The following is a 6,695-nucleotide window of genomic DNA, read 5'->3' as shown; positions in this document are numbered from 1 at the left end:
GGCCAGCCGGTGCTGACCGAGACGCCGCCGGCGCCCGACCTGGAGGGTCTGCTGCGGCTGTGGGCGCTTGTGCAGGGCGGCGCCCGCCTCCAGGTGGCCGAGCAGTACTTCCTGCAGCCGACCCATGCCGCCCGCCTGGCACTGATCGCCGCCGGCCGGATCGGCACGCCGAGCCACGCCCATGTCGCGGTGGCGCATGGCTATCACGGCACCAGCCTGATCCGGAGCTATCTCGGCCTCGGCTTCGAGAATGCGACCATCCGGGCCCAGGGCTTCACCGCCCCGATCGTCGCCGGCCCGACCCGCGCCGGCCCGCCGGCGGAGCACCGTATCGCCCAGTCGGAGCAGACCATCGCCACGCTGGATTTCGGCGGCCGCTCGGCGGTGTTCGACTTCACCGGCGATCAGTATCATCACTGGATCCGCACCGCGCGGCTGCTGGTGCGGGGCGAGCGCGGCGAGATCAAGGATGACGAGCTGCGCTATCTCGAGGACCACCGCACGCCGGTGACGCTGCGGCTGCTGCGCCAGGATGCCGGGCAATACGCCAACATCCAGGGCCACCACCTGGTCGGCATCCAGGCCGGGGCGGAGTGGGTGTACCGCAACCCCTTCGCCGGCGCGCGGCTGAACGACGACGAGATCGCGGTGGGCGCCTGCCTGGCGGGCATGCAGCGCTATGTCGAGACCGGGGAGGAGATCTACGGCTTCGCCGCGGCGGCACAGGACCAGTATCTGGCGTTGTCGATCGCGGCGGCGAAGGCGTCGGGAGAGGCGGTGCGGACCGAGATCCAACCTTGGGCGGCCTGACCGCCGGCCTCAGTGGATGCTGGCCTCGCCGGACCGGACGCTGAAGATCGACTGCACCAGTCCGGAGAAGCGGCGTGGGTCGTAGGGCTTCGGCAGGATCGGCAGGTTGCGGTAGGCGGCCGGCAGGCTTTCCCGCGGATAGCTGGTGGCCAGGATCACCGGCACGCCGCGCTGCAGCAGGATGTCGACCGCGGGGAAGGCGGCCGCGCCGGACAGGTTGAGGTCGACCATGGCGCCGTCGATCGTCTGGCTGCGCGCCATCTCGACCGCGCGCGACACCGTCGTCGCCGGGCCGACCACCGTGCCGCCCCAGGTGCGCAAGGTCAGTTCGAGGTCGAGCGCCACGATCTGCTCGTCCTCGACGATCAGGATGCGGCGGCCGTGAAGATCGACCGCGTCCTCCGCTTCGCTGTAGAGCAGTCCCATTCCACCCGTCCCGGGCCGGCCGTGCAGGAGCCGTTCCCCGGGTCCCTTCCAGAGCCGCGGCGTCGCGCGGCTGAATTCGTCATATCATCGCCATAAACACCGGATTTCGTGGCCTGTTCCCTCGCGCAGGGCTGGTGCGACGGAATCTCCGGCCTGTGCCGTGAAGAACACAGCTCGGCATTCACAAACAAGAAACGGGCGATTGGTACTACACTGCGCCCGTGAGGACGGGTGCGCGGACGGAAGGGGGCTTCGCGGACGCATGCGCGCGTGGAAACAATTGGTGGCGGTCGGCCTGCTCGCGGTTGCGGCGGCGGGGGTGTGGCGCTATGCGCCGTTCCAGGCCGACGGGGCGACGGGGCCGCATGGCGGGCCCATGGCCGTGCCGGTGATCCTGGCCCCGGTGCGCACCGGCACGGTGACCGAGGCGATGGACGCCGTCGGCACCACCCGGGCGCGGGAGGCGGTGACCATCACCGCCAAGACCACCGGCATCGTCGACAGGATCGAGTTCGAGGACGGCCAGACCGTCGCCGCCGGCGCCCCGATCATCCGGCTGGACAGCGCCGAGCTGGAGGCGACGGTGGCCTCGGCCGAGGCCGAGCTGCGCAACGCCCGCCAGTCGCTCGACCGCGGCGAGATCCTGTCGAAGTCGCGCGCCGTGGCCCAGGCCCAGATCGACACGCTGCGCGCCGATCTGGAGGTCAAGACCGCGGCGCTGGCGGCGCAGAAGGCGCGGCTGGCCGAGCGGGTGATCGTCGCGCCTTTCGCCGGCACGCTGGGCATCCGCCAGGTCAGCCCGGGCGCGCTGGTGTCGCCCGGTACCGCCATCGTGACGCTGGACGACCTGAGCCGGGTGAAGGTCGACTTCAACCTGCCCGAGGTGCTGCTGCCGCGCCTGGCCCCCGGCGTGGCGCTCGAGGTGCGCAGCGACGCCTATCCCGACCGCGCCTTCACCGCCACGGTCACCTCGGTCGACACCCGCATCGACCCGGCCACCCGGTCGGTGACCACGGTGGCCGAGGTCGACAACCGCGAGGGCCTGCTGCGCCCCGGCATGTTCATGACCGTGCGGGTGCAGCTCTCGACCGACCCCGCGGCCCTGCTGGTGGCCGAGCAGGCTTTGGTGCCGCAGGGCAGCCGGCAATTCGTCTATCTGGTGGTCGACGGCCGGGCGGTGCGGCGCGAGGTGACGCTGGGCACGCGGCTGCGCGGCGAGGTGCAGATCCTGTCCGGCCTGGCCGTCGGCGACGCCGTGGTGGTCGAGGGCACGCAGCGCCTGCGCGACGGCCTGCCGGTCAAGGTGCAGGAGGCCGGCACGGCGCCGGCGGCGTCCTGACATGGTTTTGTCGGACACCGCCATCAAGCGGCCGGTCTTCGCCGTCGTCGTCAGCCTGCTGCTGGTGGTGCTGGGCGCCTTCGCCTTCCAGCGGCTGACGGTCCGCGAATACCCGAACATCGACCCGCCGATCGTCTCGATCACCACCACCTATGAGGGCGCGTCCGCCCAGGTGATCGAGAGCCAGATCACCCAGATCATCGAGGAGGGTGTGTCCGGCGTCGCCGGCATCCGCACCCTGCGCTCCACCAGCCAGGAGGGGCGGTCCAGCGTCCGGCTGGAGTTCAATGTCGAGAGCGATGTCGAGAGCGCGACCAACGACGTGCGCGATTCCGTCAGCCGCATCATCGGCCGGCTGCCGGACGACGCCGACGCGCCGATCATCCGCAAGGTCGACAGCGACGCCAGCCCGATCATCTACGCCACCCTGACCAGCGACGGCCGCTCGGCGATCGAGCTGAGCGACATGGCCAAGCGCTATGTCGTCGACCCGCTGTCGGCCGTCACCGGCGTCGCCCAGGTGACGATCGGCGGCGAGCGCCAGCCGTCGATGCGGGTCTGGCTGGACCGCAACGCCATGGCCGCGCGCCGGGTCACGGCCCAGGACATCAAGGACGCGCTGGAAGCCCAGAATGTCGAGCTGCCGTCGGGCCGGGTCGAATCGAACGACCGCGAGCTGACGGTGCGCACCAACACCCGGCTGACGACGCCGGAGCAGTTCGCCCGCATCGTGCTGCGCCGCGAGGGCACGACCCTGGTGCGGCTGGGCGACGTGGCCCGGGTCGAGGTCGGCCCCCGCGACGACCGCAGCGGCTTCCGGGCCGACGGCAAGCCGGCCATCGGCCTCGGCATCGTCAAGCAGTCGACCGCCAACACGCTGGATGTGGCCGAGGCGGTGCGGCACGCGCTGGACACGCTGCGCCAGTCGCTGCCGCCGGATGTGCGGATCGAGGTCTCCTCCGACGACAGCGTGTTCATCGACAAGTCGATCGAGGAGGTGTTCCTGGCGCTGGCGATCGCGCTGGCGCTGGTGATCGGCATCGTCTTCATCTTCCTGCGCAGCATCCGCGCCACGCTGATCCCCGCGGTCGCGGTGCCGGTGTCGATCATCGCCTCCTTCATGATCCTGGCGGCGCTGGGCTATTCGATCAACGTGCTGACCCTGCTGGCGATGGTGCTGGCGATCGGCCTGGTGGTCGACGACGCCATCATCGTGCTGGAGAACATCAGCCGCCGCATCGAGCATGGCGAGCCGCCGCTGGTGGCAGCCTATCTCGGCTCCCGCCAGATCGGCTTCGCCGTGGTCGCCACCACCGCGGTGCTGACCGCCGTGTTCGTTCCGATCTCGTTCCTGCAGGGCAATATCGGCCGCCTGTTCAGCGAGTTCGGCATCACCGTCGCCTCCTCCGTCCTGTTCTCGGCCCTGATCGCGCTGACCCTGACGCCGGCGATGTGCAGCCGGCTGCTGCGCCCGGCCAATGAGGAGACCTGGCTGCACAAGGTGACCGAGCACGGCTTCGAGCTGCTGAATCGCGGCTACCGCGCGGCGCTGGGCTTCGCGCTCGGCGCGCCGATCCTGGTCTGCGCCATCGCCGTCGCCCTCAGCCTCGGCGCCGTGGCCCTGCTGCAGGGCCTGCCGCAGGAATTCGTGCCGACCGAGGATCGCGGCCGGGTGGTGATCAGCGCCACCGGGCCGGAGGGATCGAGCATGGAGTACACCACGGCGCAGCTCGAACGGATCGAGGCGGCGCTGACGCCCTATGTCGAGGCGGAGGACGTGACCCGCCTGCTGGCCATCCTGGCGCCGTCCTGGGGCCCGACCGGGGTGAACCGCGTCACCGTCGTCGGCCAGATGAAGCCGTGGGAGGAGCGCACCCGGTCGCAGCAGGACGTGGTGCGCGAGCTGGGGGCCAAGCTGGCCGGCATTCCCGGCATCCGTGCCGTCGCCATCAACCCCAGCGGCCTAGCCCGCGGCTCCGGCGCGCCGGTGCGCTTCGTCATCGGCGGCAACACCTATGAGCAGCTGGCACAGTGGCGCGACCAGCTGGAGGACCGGCTGCGCAACTCCCCGGTGCTGCGCAACCTGCAGGCCGATTACGACGAGACCAAGCCGGAGCTGCGGGTCACCATCGACCGCAACCGCGCCGCCGATCTCGGCATCTCGATCCGCGCCATCGGCGAGACGCTGGAGGCGATGTTCGGGTCGGTCGCCGTCACCCGCTACGAGGATGACGGCGAGGAGTACGACGTGGTGCTGCAGGCCCGGCCGGAGGACCGGCAGACGCCGCGCGACCTGTCGAACATCTTCGTCCGCGCCTCCGGCGGCACGCTGGTGCCGCTGACCAGCCTGGTGAAGCTGCAGGACGTGGCCGGCCCGGCCAGCCTGGGCCGCTTCGACCGGGTCCGCGCCATCACCTTCACCGCCAGCCTGGCCGACGACGCCACCCTGGGCGACGCCGTGACGGAGATCCGCGCCGCCGTCGCCGACGTGCTGCCGGTCGAGGCGCGCCTGTCCTGGGACGGCGACACCCGCGAGTTCCTGGAGAGCAGCGCCTCGCTCTACATCACCTTCGGCACCGCGCTCTTGATCGTGTTCCTGGTGCTGGCGGCGCAGTTCGAGAGCTTCGTCCACCCGGTGACGATCCTGCTGACCGTGCCGCTGGCGATCTTCGGCGCGCTCGGCTCGGTCGCCCTCCTGGGCATGACCGTGAACATCTACACCCAGATCGGCATGGTCATGCTGATCGGGCTGACGGCGAAGAACGCGATCCTGATCGTCGAGTTCGCCAACCAGCTGCGCGACGAGGGGCTGGAGGTGCTGGAGGCGGTGCGCGAGGCCGCGGCGACCCGGCTGCGGCCGATCCTGATGACCTCGATCGCCACCGCGCTAGGCGCCCTGCCGCTGGCGATCGCCACCGGCGCCGGCGCCGAATCGCGGCAAGCCATCGGTGTGGTCATCTTCGGCGGCGTCATGGTCTCGACCCTGCTGTCGCTGTTCCTGGTGCCGGTGATCTACCGGGCCCTGGCCCGCTACACCGCGCCGGCCAGCCGCACGGCGAAGGAGCTGGAACGCCAACTGCTGGTCCATCGCAGCGAGGGCTCGCCGGCGGAGTAGGAGAAATCGCCGAAGCACGGCGGAATTTTCGCCCCGACTGCGCGACTTGGACTGCCGGAGTTACACGTCATTCCGACTGAATTTCTTAAGTCCCCCCTCCCCTTCGCGGGAGGGGGCAGGGGGAGGGGTCTGCGCGCGTCCGCGCGCGAATGCGCAAGGCTCAGACTCCAGCGTGCGTGCCGGCTTGCAGCGGTCGAGGCCGGCCCGAGCCGAGAGCCCCCCTCCCCCTACCCCCCCTTCCGCGAGGGGAGGGGGGACTCAAAAGGCAACATGCGAATGCTGACGATCGTCGGCGCAAATCGGCCCTGTGGCCTCCTGGCACAGCGGTTGCAAAGCCTGCCCTGCCGGCCGGACCGGCCGGTGAAGCGGGTGGGGAACAGCCATGAGACGATGGGCGATCGCGGCCTGGATCGGGGCCGCGCTGGTCGTGATGGCGGGAACGGCGGCAGGGACCACCTATCTCGCCGTGATCCGGCCGAACTACCCGTCGCTGCCGCCGGCCGACGCGCCGGCGCCCGGCAATCGCGCCGAGGCGCAGCGCCAGGACCTGGAGCGGCTGCGCCGGCTGCCCGAGATCGACCGCAGCTTCTCGCCGGAGACTCTCGCGGCGTTCGACCGGCAGATCGACACGTTGGCGGCGCAGGCCTCGGCCGCCGCGCCGGACGGGCTGGACGACGCCCGCTTCGAGGTCGGCGTCACCCGGGCCGTCGCCCTGGCCGGGAACGGCCACACCTATGTCCGCGGCGTCAGCATGGGGCGGTCGCTGAACGCGCTGCCGCTGCGCCTGGTGTGGTTCGATGACGGCCTTTACGTCGTCTCGGCCCGGGAGGCGCTGGCCGATCTGCTGGGCGCGCGCGTGCTGACCTTGGGCGGCCGCGCGCCGGAGGAGTTGGCCGGCATGCTGCGCCCCTATGTCGGCGGCCGCGACAGCCGGGCGCGGCTGCTGTCGGTGGACCTGATCTCTTCTCCCGCGGCGCTGCACGCGCTGGGCCTGCTGCCGTTGCC

5 protein-coding genes are annotated in these 6,695 nt (G+C 71.1%); 4 read left to right on the top strand and 1 reads right to left on the bottom strand.

Annotated elements, in window-relative coordinates; translation table 11 throughout:
• On the top strand, nt 1-810 hold an 810-nt coding region (locus tag P409_RS39105; protein ID WP_034843863.1), incomplete at its 5' end, for a Gfo/Idh/MocA family oxidoreductase.
• A 9-nt stretch (nt 811-819) separates the two neighbouring features.
• Here the strand turns inward: P409_RS39105 and P409_RS22350 are convergent.
• Nucleotides 820-1,236: a response regulator gene (locus P409_RS22350; RefSeq protein ID WP_052121182.1), complete on the bottom strand. Its 417-nt coding sequence runs from the start codon at nt 1,234-1,236 to the stop codon at nt 820-822.
• Between the two features lie 283 nt (nt 1,237-1,519).
• Between P409_RS22350 and P409_RS22345 the strand changes: the two genes are divergently transcribed.
• From P409_RS22345 to P409_RS22335, 3 genes are all read left to right on the top strand, one after another.
• Entirely contained in the window at nt 1,520-2,575 is a 1,056-nt protein-coding gene (locus tag P409_RS22345) for an efflux RND transporter periplasmic adaptor subunit (protein WP_052121180.1), read from the top strand.
• Between the two features lies 1 nt (nt 2,576).
• Entirely contained in the window at nt 2,577-5,690 is a 3,114-nt protein-coding gene (locus tag P409_RS22340) for an efflux RND transporter permease subunit (protein ID WP_034843857.1), read from the top strand.
• A 382-nt stretch (nt 5,691-6,072) separates the two neighbouring features.
• Nucleotides 6,073-6,695 (top strand): hypothetical protein (locus P409_RS22335; RefSeq protein WP_034843856.1); only part of this gene is annotated, 623 nt, incomplete at its 3' end.

This window comes from Inquilinus limosus MP06 (assembly GCF_000767795.1).
Lineage (GTDB): Bacteria > Pseudomonadota > Alphaproteobacteria > DSM-16000 > Inquilinaceae > Inquilinus > Inquilinus limosus_E.
This window is presented reverse-complemented; position numbering and strand designations above follow the sequence as displayed.